This is a genomic window from Roseateles sp., assembly GCF_039929605.1.
Lineage (GTDB): Bacteria > Pseudomonadota > Gammaproteobacteria > Burkholderiales > Burkholderiaceae_C > Pelomonas.
Genome location: NZ_JBDSQX010000017.1, coordinates 77,188 through 94,152 on the forward strand (window position 1 = coordinate 77,188; position 16,965 = coordinate 94,152).

18 protein-coding genes are annotated in these 16,965 nt (G+C 65.8%); 10 read left to right on the forward strand and 8 right to left on the reverse strand.

Features of this window, described 5'->3' with window-relative positions:
- The first annotated feature begins 282 nt into the window (after window positions 1-282).
- From ABIS05_RS02705 to ABIS05_RS02730, 6 genes are all read left to right on the forward strand, one after another.
- Window positions 283-1,086 (forward strand): ABC transporter ATP-binding protein, encoded by an 804-nt coding sequence (locus ABIS05_RS02705; RefSeq protein ID WP_407075007.1) that lies wholly within the window; start codon window positions 283-285, stop codon window positions 1,084-1,086.
- Window positions 1,083-1,862 (forward strand): lipid asymmetry maintenance ABC transporter permease subunit MlaE, encoded by a 780-nt coding sequence (gene mlaE / locus ABIS05_RS02710; protein WP_407074905.1) that lies wholly within the window; start codon window positions 1,083-1,085, stop codon window positions 1,860-1,862. Before ABIS05_RS02705 ends, mlaE begins: the two co-directional genes overlap by 4 nt.
- 15 nt (window positions 1,863-1,877) lie before the next feature.
- Window positions 1,878-2,378: an outer membrane lipid asymmetry maintenance protein MlaD gene (gene mlaD, locus ABIS05_RS02715; RefSeq protein WP_348014025.1), complete on the forward strand. Its 501-nt coding sequence runs from the start codon at window positions 1,878-1,880 to the stop codon at window positions 2,376-2,378.
- Entirely contained in the window at window positions 2,375-3,229 is an 855-nt protein-coding gene (locus ABIS05_RS02720; RefSeq protein WP_348014026.1) for a VacJ family lipoprotein, read from the forward strand. The genes mlaD and ABIS05_RS02720 overlap by 4 nt, the downstream gene beginning before the upstream one ends.
- Before the next feature lie 68 nt (window positions 3,230-3,297).
- Entirely contained in the window at window positions 3,298-3,939 is a 642-nt protein-coding gene (locus tag ABIS05_RS02725; protein ID WP_348014027.1) for an ABC transporter substrate-binding protein, read from the forward strand.
- 2 nt (window positions 3,940-3,941) lie between these two features.
- Window positions 3,942-4,250, forward strand: a complete 309-nt coding sequence (locus ABIS05_RS02730; RefSeq protein WP_348014028.1) for an STAS domain-containing protein — start codon at window positions 3,942-3,944, stop codon at window positions 4,248-4,250.
- A gap of 27 nt (window positions 4,251-4,277) precedes the next feature.
- On the opposite strand, the gene ABIS05_RS02735 is transcribed toward ABIS05_RS02730, so the two are convergent.
- Entirely contained in the window at window positions 4,278-5,138 is an 861-nt protein-coding gene (locus ABIS05_RS02735; protein ID WP_348014044.1) for a MurR/RpiR family transcriptional regulator, read from the reverse strand.
- An 88-nt stretch (window positions 5,139-5,226) separates the two neighbouring features.
- Window positions 5,227-6,672, reverse strand: coding sequence for a glucose-6-phosphate dehydrogenase (zwf, locus tag ABIS05_RS02740; RefSeq protein ID WP_348014029.1), 1,446 nt, complete (start codon window positions 6,670-6,672; stop codon window positions 5,227-5,229).
- A 135-nt stretch (window positions 6,673-6,807) separates the two neighbouring features.
- On the opposite strand from zwf, the gene tal reads away from it, so the two are divergent.
- From tal to ABIS05_RS02755, 3 genes are read left to right on the forward strand one after another with little or no spacing between them, the layout of a single operon-like run.
- Window positions 6,808-7,749, forward strand: coding sequence for a transaldolase (tal, locus tag ABIS05_RS02745; protein ID WP_348014030.1), 942 nt, complete (start codon window positions 6,808-6,810; stop codon window positions 7,747-7,749).
- Between the two features lies 1 nt (window position 7,750).
- Complete coding sequence (gene pgi / locus ABIS05_RS02750) at window positions 7,751-9,370, forward strand: glucose-6-phosphate isomerase (protein WP_348014031.1); 1,620 nt, start codon at window positions 7,751-7,753, stop codon at window positions 9,368-9,370.
- Complete coding sequence (locus ABIS05_RS02755; RefSeq protein WP_348014032.1) at window positions 9,367-9,987, forward strand: HAD family phosphatase; 621 nt, start codon at window positions 9,367-9,369, stop codon at window positions 9,985-9,987. Before pgi ends, ABIS05_RS02755 begins: the two co-directional genes overlap by 4 nt.
- Here ABIS05_RS02755 and ABIS05_RS02760 read toward each other — a convergent pair.
- The 6 genes from ABIS05_RS02760 to pilB all read right to left on the reverse strand — a co-directional run bounded on the left by ABIS05_RS02760 (window position 9,984) and on the right by pilB (window position 15,494).
- Window positions 9,984-10,199, reverse strand: a complete 216-nt coding sequence (locus tag ABIS05_RS02760) for a DNA gyrase inhibitor YacG (RefSeq protein WP_348014033.1) — start codon at window positions 10,197-10,199, stop codon at window positions 9,984-9,986. The genes ABIS05_RS02755 and ABIS05_RS02760 overlap by 4 nt on opposite strands.
- The gene (gene zapD, locus ABIS05_RS02765; RefSeq protein WP_348014034.1) at window positions 10,196-10,951 is read right to left on the reverse strand and encodes a cell division protein ZapD; all 756 of its coding nucleotides are present in this window, start codon (window positions 10,949-10,951) and stop codon (window positions 10,196-10,198) included. Before zapD ends, ABIS05_RS02760 begins: the two co-directional genes overlap by 4 nt.
- Before the next feature lie 15 nt (window positions 10,952-10,966).
- Window positions 10,967-11,572 (reverse strand): dephospho-CoA kinase, encoded by a 606-nt coding sequence (coaE, locus tag ABIS05_RS02770; RefSeq protein WP_348014035.1) that lies wholly within the window; start codon window positions 11,570-11,572, stop codon window positions 10,967-10,969.
- 4 nt (window positions 11,573-11,576) lie between these two features.
- Window positions 11,577-12,518: an A24 family peptidase gene (locus ABIS05_RS02775; RefSeq protein WP_348014036.1), complete on the reverse strand. Its 942-nt coding sequence runs from the start codon at window positions 12,516-12,518 to the stop codon at window positions 11,577-11,579.
- A gap of 66 nt (window positions 12,519-12,584) precedes the next feature.
- Complete coding sequence (locus tag ABIS05_RS02780) at window positions 12,585-13,808, reverse strand: type II secretion system F family protein (RefSeq protein WP_348014037.1); 1,224 nt, start codon at window positions 13,806-13,808, stop codon at window positions 12,585-12,587.
- Window positions 13,809-13,826: 18 nt separating this feature from the next.
- On the reverse strand, window positions 13,827-15,494 hold the full coding sequence (pilB, locus tag ABIS05_RS02785; protein ID WP_348014045.1) for a type IV-A pilus assembly ATPase PilB: 1,668 nt from the start codon (window positions 15,492-15,494) through the stop codon (window positions 13,827-13,829).
- Between the two features lie 510 nt (window positions 15,495-16,004).
- On the opposite strand from pilB, the gene ABIS05_RS02790 reads away from it, so the two are divergent.
- The coding region (locus ABIS05_RS02790; RefSeq protein ID WP_348063211.1) for a glycosyl hydrolase family 28-related protein at window positions 16,005-16,965 on the forward strand (961 nt) is incomplete at its 3' end.

Here is a 16,965-nt window from a genome sequence, read left to right on the forward strand (position 1 = left end):
TTTGGTGTTGAGTCCCCATTGCAGCCTACCGCTCGTCGCGACGCGACGAACGCTGGTCGCGGGAGGCTCAGGATCCGTGAACTGACGCACGGTTTGGCCGCCTGCGGCAGTCGTCCACGGGGTTGACGGAAGCAAGGACACGTAACAACCCCATCGGCGGGTGGCCGCACGGCTTATTGGCACCTTTCGGGGCTCATCCAGGGGCTGCCATGGGGCTCTCGGTGTTTCCCCTATCATGGCGCCCTTTCTGTCCGCTGGTTTCGGCCCGCCCGCGTGAATCCTTTGACCACCGCTCCCTTGATCGAACTGCGCAACATCAGCGTCGGCTATGGCGATCGCGTGGTCCTGGACGGCGTCAATCTCAAGCTCACTCGCGGCAAGATATTGGCGTTGATCGGCACCTCGGGCGGCGGCAAGACCACCGTGCTGCGCCTGTTGGGCCGGCAGTTGTCCCCGATCGCGGGGCAGGTGCTGTTCGACGGCCAGGACCTGGCGCCGCTGGACCTGGCCAGCCTCTACGCCGTGCGCCGGCGCATGGGCATGCTGTTCCAGTTCGGCGCCTTGTTCACCGACCTCAGCGTCTTCGAGAACGTCGCCTTCCCGCTGCGCGAGCACACCGACCTGCCGGAAGCCATGATCCGCGACCTGGTGCTGATGAAGCTCAACGCCGTCGGCTTGCGCGGCGCGCGCGACCAGATGCCCAGCGAGATTTCCGGCGGCATGGCGCGTCGCGTGGCGCTGGCCCGGGCCATCGCGCTGGACCCCGATCTCGTTCTTTATGACGAGCCCTTCGCCGGCCTGGACCCGATCTCGCTGGGCATCGCCGCGCGCCTCATCCGCGACCTCAACGACGCGCTCGGTCTGACCAGCATCATCGTTTCGCATGACCTGCACGAGACCTTCCAGATCGCCGACGAGGTGGCCATGGTGGCCAATGGCCGCGTTGTGGCTCAGGGCACTCCAGACGAATTGCGCCACAGCGACGACCCCCTCGTGCGGCAGTTCGTCGGCGCCGAGCCCGATGGGCCCGTGCACTTCCACCAGCCCGCCGTACCGGTGGCCGAAGACTTCGGGATGACGTCATGATGGCCTTCGCTGCCCGCATCGGTGCCGGCGTGCGCCTGAAGCTGGCCGACGTCGGCGCGGCAGCCCGGCTCTTCTTCAGCCTGATGGGGCGTTCGCCCAAGGCTTTGGCGCGGTTCGTCCTCGTGCGCGAGCAGGTCTTCCACCTGGGCAACAAGTCGCTGTCCATCATCGGTGTGTCGGGCCTCTTCGTCGGCTTCGTGCTGGCGCTGCAGGGCTACTACACGCTGCAGCGCTACGGCTCGGCCGAGGCTGTCGGCCTGCTCGTTGCGCTGAGCCTCGTGCGCGAGTTGGGGCCCGTCGTCACGGCGCTGCTGTTTGCCGGCCGGGCGGGCACGTCCCTGACGGCCGAGATCGGCCTGATGAAGGCCGGCGAGCAGTTGACGGCCATGGAGATGATGGCCGTCGACCCCGTGCAGCGCGTGCTCGCGCCGCGCTTCTGGGGTGGTTTTATTGCCATGCCCTTACTTGCGGCAGTCTTCTCTGCTCTCGGCATCATTGGCGGCTGGCTGGTGGCGGTGCCGCTGATCGGCATCGACGCCGGCGCCTTCTGGTCACAGATGCAAGGCGGCGTTGATGTGTTCAAGGACATCGGCAACGGTGTCGTCAAGAGCCTGGTTTTCGGCGTGACGGTGACCTTCGTCGCGCTGCTGCAGGGCTACACCTGCCGGCCCACGCCGGAAGGCGTGTCCGCAGCCACCACGCGCACCGTCGTGCTGTCGTCCCTCGCCGTGCTGGCGCTGGACTTCATGCTGACCGCGATGATGTTTTCGATTTGATTGGATTCACTACACATGCAAGCCTCTCGACATGACGCCTGGGTGGGTCTTTTCGTGCTGCTCGGCGGCGCGGCGCTGCTCTTCCTGGCTTTGAAGGCCGGGAATCTGCTCAGCCTCAATTTCGACGCCACCTACCAGGTGTCGGCGCGCTTCGACAACATCGGCGGCTTGAAGCCGAACGCGGCGGTCAAGAGCGCCGGCGTCGTGGTCGGCCGCGTGGACGGCATCAGCTTCGATGACAAGACCTTCCAGGCCAAGGTCATCATCAACCTGAACAAGAACACCGCCTTCCCCAAGGACAGCTCGGCCAAGATCCTGACCTCCGGCCTGCTCGGCGAGCAGTACATCGGCCTGGAGCCGGGCGCTGACGAGAAGAACCTCGCCAGTGGCGACCTGATCATGCAGACCCAGAGCGCGGTGGTGCTGGAGAACCTGATTGGTCAGTTCATCAACAACAAGGCGTCGGAAATGGGCAGCGCAAATGCGCAGGCTCCGGCCTCGGGAGGCAAACCGTGAGGCAAGTCATACGTGCGCTGGCGATGCTGGCCCTGGCGTTGAGCCTGGTGGGTTGCCAGACGGTCAAGGGCGTGGGCGCGCGACTGGAGCATGCCGTCGACAAGGCGATGGGTTCCAAAGGCCAACGGCTCGACCCCTGGGAATCCTGGAACCGCAAGGTCTTCGCCTTCAACGAGAAGCTGGACGAGAACGTCCTGAAGCCCGTCGCGACTGCCTACTCCGAACTGGTGCCGGCGCCCGTGCGCACCGGCATCGACAACTTCATGGGCAACATCGGCGACGCTTGGTCGGCGGTCAACCTGATGCTGCAGGGGCGTTTCAAGGCCGGCGTCGAGCAGGGCATGCGCTTTGCCGTCAACTCCACGATCGGCCTGGCCGGTGTGCTCGACGTCGCCACCGAGGCGGGCCTGGAAAAGAACAGCCAGGACTTCGGCAAGACATTGGGTCGCTGGGGCATGGGCACGGGTGCGTACCTCGTCTGGCCGGTGTTTGGCCCCTCGTCGGTGCGCGACTCCCTTGCGCTGCCGGTGGACTGGCAGGCTTCGCCGGGCGTCGTTTTCGACGATGGCAGCAAGAAGGTTGGCATCACCGTGCTGAGCGCGGTCAATTCGCGCGCCAACTTCCTGCGTGCCGGCCAGATGCTGGAAGGCATCGCGCTGGACAAGTACACGTTCTACCGTGATGCCTATCTGCAGCGCCGCGGCAGCTTCGACGATGACGAGGAATTCGAGGTGCTGGTGCCGGCCAACGGCGCGTCGGCTCCCGCCGGTGCGGCCTCGGCGCCGCAAGACGGGGCTTCGGAGCCCACCGCGAAGAAGCCCGCTGAACCAGCGTCCGCCGCTTCGCGCTAGTCAAACCAGGCCAACCAAAACCCGGGCTGGCGCGTTAGGCGACAGTCTTGTTCAGTGAAAGCGACACCATGAATCTGCTGACTTCCCTGCGCCGCCTGCTCACCGTGGCCACCCTGAGCCTCGGTTTCGTGCACGCCGCGCATGCCGCCGACGCCAGCGCGCCGGACCAACTGATCCGCCAGCTGTCCCTGGAAACCATCGAGGCCGTCAAGGCCGACAAGGACATCCAGGCTGGCAACATCAACAAGATCATCGCCCTGGTCGACGCCAAGGTGATGCCCCACATCAACTTCCAGCGCATGACGGCCTCCGCTGTCGGCCGCTTCTGGCGCCAGGCGACGCCCGACCAGCAGGCCAAGCTGCAGGCCGAGTTCAAGACGCTGCTCGTGCGCACCTATGCCGGCGCGCTGACCCAGGTGAAGGACCAGACCATCGGCTTGAAGCCGCTGCGCGCCCAGCCGACTGACACCGAGGTTGTCGTGAAGACCGAGATCCGCGGCAAGGGCGACGCCATCCAACTCGACTACCGCCTGGAGAAGTCCGGCGGCAGCTGGAAGATCTACGACGTCAATGTGCTCGGCATCTGGCTGGCCGACCAGTACCGCAACAGCTTTGCGCAGGAAATCGGTGCCAACGGCATCGACGGCCTGATCAAGAGCCTGGCCGACAAGAACGCCAAGGCCGGCGCCCCGGCCGCCGCCAAGAGCTGATCTTGAGCGGTCTGAAGCTGCCCTCGCGGTTGCGCCTGGATGGCGCCCGCGCCGCCTGGGCGCAGATGTCGCCCGCATTGCGCGCCGAGGCCGCGCAGGTGCTTGCCGCAGCGGGCCGCGAGGTTCGGTTGTCGGCCTCTGCGTTGACGGATTTCGATTCATCTGCCCTCAGCCTGCTGTTGTCCGCCGGGCGCCAATGCACGGAGCAGGGCGCAACGCTGAAGCTTGAAGGCGCGCCCGATAAGCTGCGCGAACTGGCCCGCGTCTACGGCGTGGCCGAGCTGCTCTGGCCGGCGCCAGCGGCCATCTGATCAGCCGCCGGTCTGGCTTGGCTCGCGCTAGCCGGCGTAGCGCTTCGCGCGCAGGTTCTTCTTGATCTCCTGCAGCATGGGCCGCAGTTGCTGGCCCAGCTTCAGCGCGACGCCCGTCGTCAGGATGTCCACCGCAATGAGGTGCAGCAGCCGCGACACCATCGGGCTGTAGCGGTCATAGTCCTCGGGGTGGTCCACCGCCAGCAGGATCTGGCTGGGGCCCAGGGCCAGCTGCGCCAGCGGCGAGGCGCTCGCCGTGATGATGATGATGGTTGCGCCCTTCTTGCGCGCGATCTCGGCGGCATCCAGCAGGTCGCGGCTGCGACCGGAGTTGCTGATGATGACGGCGCAGTCGCCCGGGGTCAGCATCGTCGCGCTCATCAGCTGCACATGGCCGTCACTGTTGGCAGCCGTGTTCACGCCAAGGCGGAAAAACTTGTGCTGGGCGTCCTGGGCGACGATGCCGGAGTTGCCGACGCCGTAGAACTCGATGCGCTTGTTGTGACGGGCTGAATCGGCCAGCGCTTGGATGGCGCGCTCGAAGGCATGGCTGGCGGCGTCGTTGCGGTAGTGCAGCAAGGCCGCGACGGCGTTGTCCACCACCTTGACGATGATGTCCTGCGGCTTGTCGTCCTCGTCCACGGCGCGATGCACGAAGGGCACGCCCTCGTTGACGCTGCCGGCCAGCTTCAGCTTGAAGTCCGCCAGACCGTCGTAGCCGACGCTGCGGCAGAAGCGCACCACCGTCGGCTTCGACACATGCGACCGATCCGCCAGCTCGCTGACCGGCAGGCTGGCGAAGCTGCGTGCGTCCAGCAACAGCAGCTTGGCGACACGCTGCTCGGCCGGCGGAAGGGCGGGCAAGGCCGCCTTCACTCTCTCAAGAATGCTCATGTGCGCTCCCCGTACAACGGGTACGTTGCACGGCCCTCCGAGAGGGCGCGGCCTGGCTCGGGGCGGCCCATCGCGGCGGCCTTCATTGCTCTTCCGCCCAATGGAAGCCATCACGCGCCACCAGCGCGCTGGCGGCCGCCGGGCCCCAGGAACCGCAGGAATACGGCCGCGGGCCGCTCGTGTCGGCTTCCCAGGCGTCGAGGATGGGCTCGACCCAGCGCCAGGCCTGCTCCTGCTCGTCGCTGCGCACAAACAGGTTCAATCGGCCGGCGATGGCGTCCAGTAGCAGGCGCTCGTAGGCGCCGACGCGCTGCGTCGCAAAGGCCTTGTCGAAGTCCAGGTCCAGTGACACCGGCGTCAGTTGCTCGCCGTGGCTGGCGCCCTTTTGCGCCAGCAGTTGCAGCTCCAGCCCGTCTTCGGGCTGCAGCTTGATGACGAGGCGATTCGGCTGGCTGCCACCGGGGAAGATCTTGTGCGGCACCTGGCGGAAGTTGACGACGATCTGCGCGTCGCGCTCGGCCAGGCGCTTGCCGGTGCGCAGGTAGAAGGGCACGCCGGCCCAGCGCCAGTTGTTGACCTCGGTGCGCAGGGCGACAAAGGTTTCGCAGGTGCTGTCCGCCGGCACCTTGACCTCATCCAGATAGCCCGGCACGGCCTTGCCCTCCATGCTGCCGGCGCGGTACTGGCCGCGCACCACGTCGCGTGCCACGCTCTCGGTCGTGAAGGGCTTGAGCGAGCGCAGCACCTTGAGCTTCTCGTCGCGGATGGCGTCGGCATCGTTGCTGCTCGGCGGCTCCATCGCGATCATCGTCAGCAACTGCAGCGCATGGTTCTGGATCATGTCGCGCAGCGCGCCGGTGCCGTCGTAGAAGGCGCCGCGCGTGCCCACGCCCAGGCGCTCGGCCAGCGTGATCTGGATGTTGGCGATGCTCTCCCGGCGCCACAGCGGCTCGAACAGCGCATTGCCGAAGCGCAGCGCCATCAGGTTTTGCACCGAGGGCTTGCCCAGGTAGTGGTCGATGCGGAAGGCCTGGCTTTCGGCGAAGACGCTGCGCACGGCGCGGTTGATCTCCTGCGCGCTGGCCAGGTCGTGGCCCAGCGGCTTCTCCAGCACGATGCGCACCTTGCCGTGGTTCAGGCCGACGGCGCCGAGCTGCTGGCAAATGCCGGTGAACAGATGCGGGCTGGTGGCGAGGTAGAGCACGACGGTGTCGGCATTGCGCGCGTCCAGCCAGTCCTTTAGCCCTTGGTAGTGATCGGGCTGGGACAGGTCCATGCGGCGGTAATGGATGAGTGCACCGAACTTCTCGAACTCCTCGTCCGTGGGGCGCTTGGCGCCGTCCACCTCGCGGAAGCGTTCCTTCAGCCATTCGCGGTAGCGTTCGTCCGTCTGTTCGTCACGCGCAACGGCGAGAATTCGCCCGCCTTCGGGCAGCTTGCCGTGCCGGAAGGCCTGGAAAAGCGCGGGCATCAGCTTGCGCCACGTCAGGTCGCCGGTACCGCCAAAAAACACGAGATCGAAGGACATCTGCGGAGTCTCCAAGTCGGCGTCTTCCTATGTGGAACCAGGACGACGGCAACCGTTGTGTAACTAAGTTTCGTGAAATACTATGCAGCAGTTTCTTCGCCGGGTCAATCCGATCGACCCGAATACAGGCACGCCATGAACCAGCTAGACCAGCTCAAATCCCTCACCACCGTCGTTGCCGACACCGGCAATTTCCTGCAGCTCGCGCAGTTCGCGCCGCGCGATGCGACGACCAATCCGTCGCTGATTCTGAAGGCCGTGCAGTCGCCCGACTACGCGCCGCTGCTGAAGGAAGCCGTCGAGGCGCATCGACAGAAACCGCTGGACGAGATCGTCGATCACGTCCTCGTGCGTTTCGGCCTTGAGATCCTCAAGGTCGTGCCGGGCCGCGTGTCCACCGAGGTCGACGCGCGCCTGAGTTTCGACAAGGCCACCAGCCTGTCACGTGCGCGCCGCATCATCGGCATGTACGAAGCTGCGGGCATCTCGCGCGAGCGCGTGCTGATCAAGCTGGCGTCGACGTGGGAAGGCATCCAGGCGGCCGCCGAGTTGGAGCGCGAGGGCATCCGCTGCAACCTGACGCTGCTATTCGCCTTCGCCCAGGCGGTGGCCTGCGGTGAAGCCAAGGTGCAGTTGATCTCGCCCTTCGTCGGCCGCATCTACGACTGGTACAAGAAGTCGGCTGGCAGCAGCTGGGACGAGGCGCGCCAAGCCGGCGCCAACGACCCGGGCGTCAAGTCCGTGGCGCAGATCTACGCCTACTTCAAGCAGCACGGCATCAAGACCGAGGTCATGGGGGCGAGCTTCCGCAACATCGGCCAGATCCAGGCGCTGGCTGGCTGCGATTTGCTGACCATCAGCCCTGACTTGCTGGCGCAGCTGCAGGCCACCGACGCCAAGCTGGAGCGCGCGCTCGACCCAGCCAAGGTATCGGCAATGCCGGCCCTGCATCTGGACGAAGCAGCCTTCCGCTTCGCGTTGAACGAGGACGCCATGGCGACCGAGAAATTGGCGGAAGGCATCCGCCAGTTCGCCGTCGACGCGGGCAAGCTGGACAAGCTCATAGAGGCGATCTGACATGACGCGCTGCGACCAATCGACCGTCTGGGCTGAACTCCAAGCCCACTACGCCGCGAGTGGTCGCGGCTTCGACATCCGCGAGGCCTTCGCGGCCGACGCGGGTCGTTTCCAAGCGCTGTCGTTTGGAGCGCCGGAGGTCTTTGCCGACCTGTCCAAGAATCGCATTGACGCGCCCACGCTGGCCCTGCTGCTGAAGCTGGCAGGCGACTGCGGCCTGGAAGCGCGTCGTGATGCGCTGCTGCGCGGCGACCCGGTCAACCACACCGAGGGCCGCGCGGTGCTGCACACGGCGCTACGCGCACCGGCCGGCAGCGACGCGCCGTTCAACGCCGAGGTGCAAGCCTCGCTCGACGCGATGCTGGCCTTTGCCGAGAGCGTGCGCCGCGGCGAGCGCGGTGAGATCACCGACGTCGTGCACATCGGCATCGGCGGCAGCGACCTGGGGCCCGCCATGGTCGTGCAGGCGCTGCAGGCTTTTGGCCGCCGCGACCTGAAGCTGCATTTCGTCTCCAACGTCGACGGTCATGACCTGGCACCCGTGCTGGCCGGGCTGGATGCGAAGCAAACGCTGTTCGTCATCGCCTCCAAGACCTTCACGACGCAGGAGACGCTGGCGAACGCGCAGGCAGCCAAGACCTGGTTCCTCGCCGCTGGTGGCACGGACATCGCCCGCCACTTCGTCGCGACCAGCAGCAACACCGCTGCCGCTGCCGCCTTCGGCATCGACACCGCCTTCGGTTTCTGGGACTGGGTCGGTGGCCGCTACTCGCTGTGGTCGGTCATCGGCCTGCCCATCGCCATCGCCGTCGGCGCCAACAGCTTCCGCGAACTGCTGGCCGGCGCTCATGCGATGGACGAGCATTTCGCGACCGCGCCGCTGGCGCAGAACCTGCCGGTGCTGCTGGGCCTCGTCGACATCTGGTACCGCAACTTCCACGGCTTCACGAGCCGCAGCGTCGCGCCCTATCACCAGGGCCTGCGCCGGCTGCCGGCCTATCTGCAGCAGCTGGAAATGGAGAGCAACGGCAAGGGCGTCGACTTGGACGGCAATGCGCTGCCGTTCGGCACCTCGCCCGTCGTCTGGGGCGAGGCCGGCACCAACGGCCAGCACGCCTACTTCCAGATGCTGCATCAGGGCACGGACGTCATCCCGGTCGAGTTCATCGCCGTGAAGCGCCCCAACTTTGGCGTAACCGGTGAGCTGGCGATGAAGCTGGTCGACCAGCACCGCAAGCTGCTCGCCAACTGCCTCGCTCAGAGCCAGGCGCTGATGCAGGGCAAGACTGCCGCCGAGGCGCTGGCCGAAACAGCGCCCACTGCTTCTGCAACGCTGGACCGGGGCGTTTTGTCCCGCCACCGCAGTTTTCCAGGTAACCGCCCGAGCACGACCCTCGTGCTGGACGCGCTGACGCCGCGTTCGCTCGGCGCGCTGATCGCCCTCTACGAGCACCGAGTCTTCGTCGCCGGTGCGCTGTGGGGCATCAACAGCTTCGACCAGTGGGGCGTCGAACTCGGCAAGGCGCTGTGCAGCCAGTTGCTGCCGCGCCTGGATAGCGGCGACACCGCCGGCCTGGACGGCTCCACCGCCGGCCTGTTGACCCGCTTGGTAGCCGCATGAAGATCGTCTTCGACTTCGGTGGCGTTGTCTTCCGCTGGCACCCGGCCAGCTTCCTGGCTCGCATCTGGCCGCAGCGCATCGAGACGCTGGAGCAGGGCGCCCACGCGGCCTCCGTGTTCTTCCAGAATTACGGTGGCGACTGGGGCTTATTCGACCAGGGGCTGATCGGCGCTGACGAGGTCGTGCGCCGCATCGCCGCCCGCACCGGCTGGCCGCGCGGCGAGGTCGAGGCCGTCGTGCGTGCGGTGCCCGATGAGCTGATGCCCATTCCGGGCACCGTCGTGCTGATCCGCGACTTGCGCGCTGCCGGGCATACGCTGCACTTCCTGTCCAACATGCCCGAGCCCTACGCGGACCATCTCAGCCAGACCTATCCGCTGACCGAGTGGTTCGAGTCGGGCCTGTTCTCGGGCCGGGTCAAGCAGATCAAGCCGGGCGCCGAGATCTTCGGCCTGGCCGAGCGGCACTTCAACGCTCAGCCGCAGGACCTGCTTTTCATCGACGACCATCCGGCCAACGTCGACGCGGCGCTGTCGCGTGACTGGCAGTCCTTCCTGTTCACCGATGCCGCGAGTGCGCGGCGCGAGCTGGTGTCGCGGCGCCTGCTGGGCGCTTAGTGCACCAGCGGTTCGCCGTCCGGCCCGTATTCATCGGGGTTCTGGGGCGGCGTGGCCGGCACGCGGAAGGATTCGCTGGCCCAGGCGCCGAGGTCGATCTGCCGGCAGCGCTCGCTGCAGAACGGCCGCCACTTGTTGCTGGGCGCGAACACGCTGTCGCCGCCGCACTGCGGGCAGCGCACGATGCGCTCACCTTGGGCGTTCGTCTTCATTGGCAGAGTGCGAGCTCGAAGCCGCTGTCTTCGGCGGCCAGCTTGAGCCGGCCTTCCTCGTCCTGGCGCATCAGGCGAATGGAGATCATCAGCCGGTGGCCGGAAATCTCGGGGATCAGCCCAAGGCTGGGGTCGATGCGCATGCGCAGCAACTGGTAGACGCGGCCGGGCGGCAGGCTCTGCTGGAACTGGCCGGCCGTGGCGGCCACCTTGTGCGGCGCGCCTGAATCACGCAGCAGGCCCAGCAGCACCTGCAGGCCTTCGGCCATCGGCATCAACGTCTGGGCCCAGCCCATCAGGTCCTTGCGGCGGCGCACCGGCAGCAACTGCTGCCAGTGGTAGTAGGCCGGCAGGTCGAACTCGCAGGTGCCGCCGGGAATGCTGATGCGGCTGCGGATGCTCATCAGCCAGTCGTTGCTATTCAGCGTTGCGCCGGTCCTGCCGCTCACCGCGTTGAGTCGCTGGTAGGCGCCGTCGATGCGCGCGACGACCTCGTCCAGCCGCGCGTCGTCGACACCGGGGCTGCCGCGGTAGCCATTGAACAGGGCCTTGTGCTTTTCGAGTTCCTTGAGCAGGTCGCTCTTCAGGTCGGCGCGTGAGGCGACGTCGAGGATCTCGAACAGTGTGACGAGCGCGAAATGATGGTCCAGCGCGGGGTCGCGCGCCATCAAGGCGCCGAGGCGGTCGAACAGGTGTTCCAGGCGGAGCATCGTGCGGATGCTCTCGTTGAACGGGTACTCGTACAGGACCACGGCGGGGGGCTTCAGTCAGGGCGTCGCGATTGTTCCACAGCCCCAGCGTGCGGCCAGGTTCATGGCCTCGTTTCTGAGTGTGACCAGCGGCAAACCGTCGTTGAGCAACACGGCATCGGCCGCTGCGCGGCGGGCCTGGCGAGTGGCCTGTGCGGCGAGCGCACCTTCGACGCGCTCGCGCGCCCAACCCGGGCGCTGCAACACGCGCTTCATCTGCGTCTCGGCCGAGCAGTCGATGACGAGGACACGCGAGACGCGCGCGCGCCAGCGGCCAGATTCGACCAGCAGCGGCACGTCGAAGACGACGAGCACCGATGTGACAGCGTCCGCCTGCGACAGCGCTTCGGCCGTGATCAGCGGATGCAGGATGGCCTCGAGCCGGCGCTTGGCTGCGGCGTCCGAGAAGACGAGGACGCGCATGCGCTCGCGGTCCAGCGCGCCGTCGGTGGCCACGTAGTCGGCGCCGAAGGCTTGCTGGATGGCCGGCATGGCCGCGCCGCCTGGCAGCGTCAGCCCGCGCGAGATGGCGTCGGTGTCGACGATGGCGGCACCCGCCTCGCGCAGGAAACCGGCAACCGTGCTTTTGCCCGAGCCGATGCCGCCGGTCAGGCCCACCCTCATCCGTTCATGCCCAGCCGAGCCAACCGAGCACCGTCTTCTGGCCCGCGAAAAGCACCACCAGGCCGCCGCCCGCCAGGAACGGGCCGAAGGGCACATAGCGGCCCTCGCGCAGGCTGCCCGTCAGCTTCATCAGCAAGCCCACGACGGCGCCCACCGCCGACGCGCCCAGCACGACCGGCAGCAGCATCTGCCAACCCAGCCAGGCGCCCAGGGCGGCCAGCAGCTTGAAATCGCCCGGCGCCATGCCGATCTGGCCACGCAGCTTCTCGTAGAGGCAGGCGATGGACCACAGCGACATATAGCCTGCCAGTGCGCCTATGACGGAACTCTCCAACGAGACGGGCACCCAGCCCAGCAATGCCGCGAGCAGGCCGGCCCACAGCAGCGGCTGGTTGATGACGTCGGGCAGTAGCGTCGTGTCCCAGTCGATCATCGCCAGCGCGATCAACGCGGCGACGAAGCCGCACCACAGCAGAGTCGTCGGCTGCGCCCCGAAGCGCCAGGACAGGGCCGCAAACGCCAGGCCCGTGACGACTTCGACGAGAGGGTAGCGCTTGGAGATGGGTGCCTTGCAGGCCGCACACTTGCCGCCCAGGCGCAGCCAGCCGATGACGGGCAGGTTTTCGTGCCAGCGCAGTTGATGGCCGCAATGCGGACAGCGCGAGCGCGGCGCGGCGATGCTGAAAGGCGGCAGCGCCTCGATCCTGGTGCCGAAGTCGTCGACCGCCTTGGCCAGCTTGTCGGCATCGGGTTGCGGGATGCGGGCGACGCGCGCCATCGCGGCCGCCTCGGTCAGCTGCGCGGCCGACTCGTGCAGCCAGTCGCGCTCCAGCATCAGCGGCAGCCGATGGATGACGACGTTCAGAAAGCTGCCGATGCACAGGCCGAAGAGGCCCAGCACCCAGGGCGAGAGCCAGATGGACCAGTCGATGGAGGCGAGGAGCATGGTGGGCAGCGGGTGAATGGGGAGGCGGGCAGGAATCTACCCGCGTTCAGCGAACGGGCGCTGCGCTCAGACCACCGTGCCGATCTTGAAGATGGGCAGGTACATCGACACGACGATGCCGCCGATGATGGTGCCGAGGATGACGATGATGAAGGGCTCCATCAGGCTGGATAGGGCCTTCACCGCCTCGTCCACTTCGTCCTCGTAGAACTCGGCGGCCTTGGCCAGCATGTGGTCCAGCGAGCCGGACTCCTCACCGATGGAGGCCATTTGCAGCACCATGGTCGGGAAGATGCCGGTCGTCTGCATCGACGTGGTCAGCGCCGAGCCCGTGGACACGTCGCGCTGGATCTGCTCGGTCGCTTCCTGGAATACGGCATTGCCAGAGGCGCCGCCGACGGAGTCCAGGGCTTCAACCAGCGGCACGCCGGCGGCGAACATCGTCGACAGCGTGCGCGTCCAGCGCGCGACGGCGGACTTGAACAGCAGGTCGCCGAAGACGGGGATCTTCAGCAGGATGCGGTCCATCCGCTTTTGCACCTTCACCGAGCGCTTCCAGCTCTGAATGAAGAAATACAGGCCGCCGCCGATGCTGCCGAAGATGGCCCACCAGTAGCTGACGAAGAACTCCGACATCGCGATGACGATCAGCGTCGGTGCGGGGAGATCGGCGCCAAAGGACGTGAACACGTCTTTGAAGGCCGGGATGACGAAGATCATGATGACCGCGACGACGACGAACGCGACGGTCAGCACGGCGATCGGGTATGTCAACGCCGACTTGATCTTGTTCTTGAGCGCGACCGTCTTTTCCTGATAGATCGCCAGCCGGTCAAGCAAGGCCTCCAGGATGCCGCCCGTCTCGCCCGCCTCGACGAGGTTGCAGTAGAGCGCGTCGAAATACATCGGATGCTTGCGGAAGGCCGACGACAGGCTGGTGCCGGTCTCCACGTCCTGGCGGATGTCGTTCAGCAGCCGCGTCATGCGCGGATTCGTCGAGCCGCGGGCGACGATGTCGAAGGCCTGCAGCAGCGGCACGCCAGCGCGCATCATGGTTGCGAGCTGGCGCGTGAAGACGGCGATGTCCTTCTGCTTGATGGACGAACCACCGCTGACGCGACGCTTCTTGACCTTGTTAACGAGGATGCCCTGGCGGCGCAGCGTCGCGCTGACCATGGCTTCGCCGCCGGCGCGCAACTCGCCCTTGACGATCTTGCCGTTGCGATCCTTACCTTCCCACTCAAAGACGAAGTCCTTGACGCCTTTTCCTGCAGCGGTGGCAGTGGCCATGCGCTCTCCCCTTGAGACTTATTCGTTGGTGGCGGACAGGACTTCTTCAAGCGTCGTGACGCCGCCGCGGACCTTCACCAGGCCCGACTGACGCAGGTCACGCACACCTTCCTTCTTGGCCTGTTCGGCGATGTCCATCGCCGTTCCCTCGGCCAGGATGATGCGCTGGATTGGCTCGGTGATAGGCATCACTTGGTAAAGCCCAAGCCGGCCACGATAACCGTTTGTGCAGTTGTTGCATCCGACGGCGCGATACGGCTTCCAACTGCCGTCGAATTCATCCTCGGTGAAGCCTGCCTTGAGCATGGCGTCGCGAGGATATTCGGCCGGCTGCTTGCAGTTCTCGCACAGCCGGCGCACCAGACGCTGTGCCGTGATCAGCAGCACGCTTGACGCGATGTTGAAGGGCGCGACCCCCATGTTCAGCAGTCGGGTCAGCGTCTTGGGTGCGTCGTTGGTATGCAGCGTCGACATGACCATGTGGCCCGTCTGCGCCGCCTTGATCGCGATGTCGGCGGTTTCCAGGTCGCGGATTTCGCCGACCATGATGATGTCCGGATCCTGGCGCAGGAAGGACTTCAGCGCCGCCGAGAAGGTCAGGCCCGCCCTGTCGTTGACGTTGACCTGGTTGATGCCCGGCAGATTGATTTCGGCCGGGTCCTCGACAGTCGAGATGTTGACGCCGGGCTGGTTCAGGATGTTCAGGCAGGTGTAGAGCGAGACCGTTTTGCCCGAACCCGTCGGGCCGGTCACCAGCACCATGCCGTAGGGTCGGTAGATGCAGGCGAGCAGGCGCTCCTTCTCCATCTTCTCGTAGCCGAGCGCTTCGATGCCCAGCTTGGCCGATGACGAGTCCAGGATCCGGATGACGATCTTCTCGCCGAACAGCGTCGGTAGCGTGCTGATGCGGAAGTCGATGGACTTCGATCCGAACTTCAGCTTCATGCGCCCGTCCTGCGGCACGCGTTTTTCGGCGATATCCAGGCGGGAGATGACCTTGATGCGCGAAGCGAGCTTGTCCTTGATGGCGATCGGCGGCTGCGTGATCTCGCGCAACTCACCGTCAACGCGGAAGCGCACGCGGTAGTGGTACTCGTAGGGCTCGAAGTGCAAGTCGGATGCGCGGAGGTTGATGGCGTCGACCAGCATCTTCTGCAGGAAGCGCACCACCGGCGCGTCCTCGACGTCGGCCAGTTCAGCCGACTCCTGCTGCGGCGTCGCGTCTTCCTCGGCGATGTCGAAATCGAAGTCACCGCCTGAGATGGATTCCAACGTCTCCGTCGCACTGACCCCGACGCTGGTCAGCATCTTGGCCAGCTTGTCGTGCTCGACGATGACCCATTCGGGCTGCAACTGCGTCGCGAACTTGATGCGCTCGATGATCTCGAGATCGGTCGGGTCCGCGCCGCCGACAAAGAGGCGATTGCCGCGCCGCGACAGCGCGACGACTTGGTATTGCTGGGCAAGCTTGCCCTCGATGACGTTCTGCGGCATGCGCTGCGGATCCATCGCCGACAGATCCAGCAGCGGCAGCGCCAACGCGCTAGACAATGTGTGTGCCAGATCAGCCGGCGACACCTGGCCGCTGGCGATCACCGCATTGACGAAGCTGATCTTCTTGTCGCGCGCCAGCTTGACCAAATCCTCGGCGGCCTTGGCCTGCAGCTTGCCCGCGTGCACGAGCATGCGCGCAACCCCGGACAGGGCGGACTGAGGCGGCTCGACGAGCGTGGTTTCCACTGCAATGGCGTTCAACGACGCGAAGACATGAAGTCCGACGATTGTGCCAGCGGCGGAACTATTACCCAGCGAGCGAATTCGCAGACATTCCGTGAAGGATTCGGCGTTGCCCCGCTGTGGTTCGTGCTGCGGCGATATGGCCCTCGTCCCGAGGGGAAGACTGGTAGTCACGGTGTTGGACAGGTGCAGCGCGCGCAATGCGTCCCTCCATGCCGGCCGTTACGGGCGCCTATTTTGGTATGACCACGTTTACAGTGTGAGAATCTGGCAATACCAAAAAAAGCACCACGCCGCTGAGGCCAGGAGCTTCGACAACGAGGCCCGCTAAGAAGACTTCGCCTACTTGAGCGCGGGGGGGTAGCGGCATCGTCTTCAGCATGCCGGCCGGCGACACGAACCGCGCGAGCTGTGATTAACGCGGTCCACGACATCAACCTCTTTCATCAAAAACAAGGTATGACATCGAAACTTTCCCGCCGCTCGCTGCTGCAGGTCACCACCGCTGCCGTCGGTGTCGCCGGCCTGCTGGCGTGCGTGCGGGCAGCGCCGCCTATACCAACGAGTTCACTGTTCGACGTCAAGCGCTTCGGCGCCAAGGGCGATGGCCGCACGCTCGACTCGCCAGCGGTCAATGCTGCGATTGCTGCCGCGGCGGCCGCGGGCGGGGGCACCGTTTATTTTCCGCCGGGGCGCTACCTGTCGGCGTCAATCAGGCTCAAGAGCAACATCACGCTCTACCTGGAAGCGGGCGCGGTGATCGAAGCGGTTGATGCGAGCGTGGCGCGCTACGATCTGCCCGAGCCGAACGAGGCCGGCGGCAACTATCAGGACTACGGCCACAGCCACTGGCAAAACAGTCTGATCTGGGGTATCGGCCTCGACAACGTCGCCATCGTGGGCGGCGGCTTAATCCATGGCAAAGGCTTGATTAGCGGCCACGACAAATACACCGGAAACTACACCGACAAGCCGGACCAGCCCGGCGAAGGCGACAAGGCGATCGCGCTGCGCGAGTGCCGCAACGTGACCCTGCGCGATTTTTCGATCTTGCATGGCGGCCATTTCGGCATCCTGGCGACCGGCTGCTCCAATATGCTGATCGACCACTTGACCATCGACACCAACCGCGACGGCATGGATATCGACGCGTGCAACAATGTGCGCGTCACGCATTGCAGCCTGAATACGCCTTGGGACGATGCGATTTGCCTCAAGGCCAGCTACGGCCTGGGCCGCATCCAGCACTGCGAAAACATCACGATTTCCGATTGCATGGTATCGGGAAATTTCGACGAGGGCAGCCTGCTCGACGGCACCTTCAAGCGCAGCGCGCCGGAGTACCGGTCGGGGAGATACGGCCGCATCAAGCTGGGCACCGAATCGAACGGCGACTTCAAGAACATCACCATCACGAACT

Coding starts and splice junctions, on each gene's coding strand:
- pilB (WP_348014045.1), bottom strand. CDS start 15,494: ATGCTCGTGCACGCGGGCAAGCTGCAGGCCAAGGCCGCCGAGGATTTG.
- ABIS05_RS02780 (WP_348014037.1), bottom strand. CDS start 13,808: ATGGCCACTGCCACCGCTGCAGGAAAAGGCGTCAAGGACTTCGTCTTT.
- zwf (WP_348014029.1), bottom strand. CDS start 6,672: ATGTCCTTCGATCTCGTGTTTTTTGGCGGTACCGGCGACCTGACGTGG.
- ABIS05_RS02760 (WP_348014033.1), bottom strand. CDS start 10,199: ATGAAGACGAACGCCCAAGGTGAGCGCATCGTGCGCTGCCCGCAGTGC.
- mlaE (WP_407074905.1), top strand. CDS start 1,083: ATGATGGCCTTCGCTGCCCGCATCGGTGCCGGCGTGCGCCTGAAGCTG.
- coaE (WP_348014035.1), bottom strand. CDS start 11,572: ATGAGGGTGGGCCTGACCGGCGGCATCGGCTCGGGCAAAAGCACGGTT.
- ABIS05_RS02775 (WP_348014036.1), bottom strand. CDS start 12,518: ATGCTCCTCGCCTCCATCGACTGGTCCATCTGGCTCTCGCCCTGGGTG.
- pgi (WP_348014031.1), top strand. CDS start 7,751: ATGACGCGCTGCGACCAATCGACCGTCTGGGCTGAACTCCAAGCCCAC.
- ABIS05_RS02725 (WP_348014027.1), top strand. CDS start 3,298: ATGAATCTGCTGACTTCCCTGCGCCGCCTGCTCACCGTGGCCACCCTG.
- ABIS05_RS02755 (WP_348014032.1), top strand. CDS start 9,367: ATGAAGATCGTCTTCGACTTCGGTGGCGTTGTCTTCCGCTGGCACCCG.
- mlaD (WP_348014025.1), top strand. CDS start 1,878: ATGCAAGCCTCTCGACATGACGCCTGGGTGGGTCTTTTCGTGCTGCTC.
- tal (WP_348014030.1), top strand. CDS start 6,808: ATGAACCAGCTAGACCAGCTCAAATCCCTCACCACCGTCGTTGCCGAC.